We start from the raw sequence: 1,557 nt of genomic DNA, 5'->3' as shown, positions 1-1,557 counted from the left end.
TGTACGCGCAAAGTTAAAATGTCCCACATCTGCAAAGTAGAAATGTCACACTTCCCTGTTGATCAAGCAGGATTGGAGTGTGTCCGTGGGAATGTTGATCATGAGCGAGCGCGAGCTGAACCGCATAGAAGTACTGAGCCAGGTGACCCAAGGCCGGATGACGGCTGTGACGGCCGCCAACCTGCTCGGATTGAGCCGCAGGCAGGTCCACAGGTTGCTGAGGGCGTTTCAGTCCGAGGGTCCGGCAGCGATCCGGCACAAGGCGCGCGGCCGGGCCTCGAACAACCGGACCGATCCGGCGGTTCGGGATTTTGCGGTGACACTGGTGCGAGAGACCTACATCGACTTTGGCCCGACCTTTGCGTCGGAGAAGCTTGCGGAAGATCACGGGCTGAAAGTGTCACGCGAGACGCTGCGCAAATGGATGCAGGACGCTGGACTGTGGCTCTCACGCAAGCAACGCCGGACGTTCCACCAGCCACGTCTGCGCCGGGAATGCTACGGCGAGCTGATCCAGATCGACGGGTCGGATCATCATTGGTTCGAGGATCGCGGCCCGGCCTGCACCCTGCTGGTCTTCATCGACGATGCCACCAGCACACTCATGCATCTGCAGTTCGTGAAGTCTGAGAGCACGTTCAGCTACTTCGGCGCGCTGGAGCGATACCTGGAAGCGCATGGCCGCCCCGTCGCTTTCTACTCCGACAAGCACACGGTGTTCCGTGTGGCCCAGCAAGGTGCGCAGTCCGGGCACGGTATGACCCAGTTTGGCCGGGCGTTGAACGAGCTGAGCATCGAGATCCTCTGCGCGAACAGCAGCCAAGCCAAGGGCCGTGTCGAACGCGCGAACCGGACGCTGCAGGACCGGTTGGTCAAGGAACTACGACTGGCGGGCATTTCCGATATGGAGGATGCCAACGCGTTCCTTCCGGATTTTATGGAACGCTACAACGCCAGGTTCGCCAAGGCCCCGCGCCGCCCGGACGATCTGCATCGCGCGCTGAATGTGGAGCCGGATCGCTTGGCGGAGATTCTGTGCTTCCGCGACGAGCGGTATGTTGGCAACCAGTTGGCCTTTTCCTACGCGCGGCTGCGGATCATCCTGCAAGAGAATGAGATCACGCGCGGGCTGCCCGGAAAGTATGTCGACAGCTTCGAGTTCCCGGACGGTCGGCTGGAGTTCCGCTGGAAAGGTGTCTCGCTCCCCTACTCCGTCTTCGACAAGGACCAGCGCGTCACGCATGCGGCGATCACCGAGAACAAGAACCTGAGCGCCGTGCTAGAATACATCAAGGCCGAACAGGACAAGGCCCCACCCAAGAAACGCCGGGCGGGAAAGCAGCGTACCCGCTACGAGCCAACCGGCCGGAAGCCCACGGGACGGCCCTCGTTGATGGAACCCTACTACGAAAGAAAACGCGCCGAGCGGGAGGCCCGCAAAGCCGGCCAGGGCTGCGATATCTGAGGTCTCCGCCCTGTCAGGCTTTGCTCCCCTCTGTGCCCAGGTGGGACATTTCTACTTTGCAGACCGGGTGACATTTCTACTTGGTTGCAACA

1 protein-coding gene is annotated in these 1,557 nt (G+C 61.1%); it reads left to right on the top strand.

Annotated elements, in window-relative coordinates; translation table 11 throughout:
• Positions 1 to 85: 85 nt before the first annotated feature.
• Positions 86 to 1,465 (top strand): ISNCY family transposase, encoded by a 1,380-nt coding sequence (locus tag GLS40_RS17770; RefSeq protein ID WP_223870729.1) that lies wholly within the window; start codon positions 86 to 88, stop codon positions 1,463 to 1,465.
• Positions 1,466 to 1,557 lie beyond the last annotated feature (92 nt).

Origin of the sequence: Pseudooceanicola pacificus (genome assembly GCF_009789075.1) — a bacterium.
Lineage (GTDB): Bacteria > Pseudomonadota > Alphaproteobacteria > Rhodobacterales > Rhodobacteraceae > Pseudooceanicola > Pseudooceanicola pacificus.
Note: the sequence above shows the minus strand (reverse complement) of the source record. Positions and strands in the feature narration are given on the sequence as shown.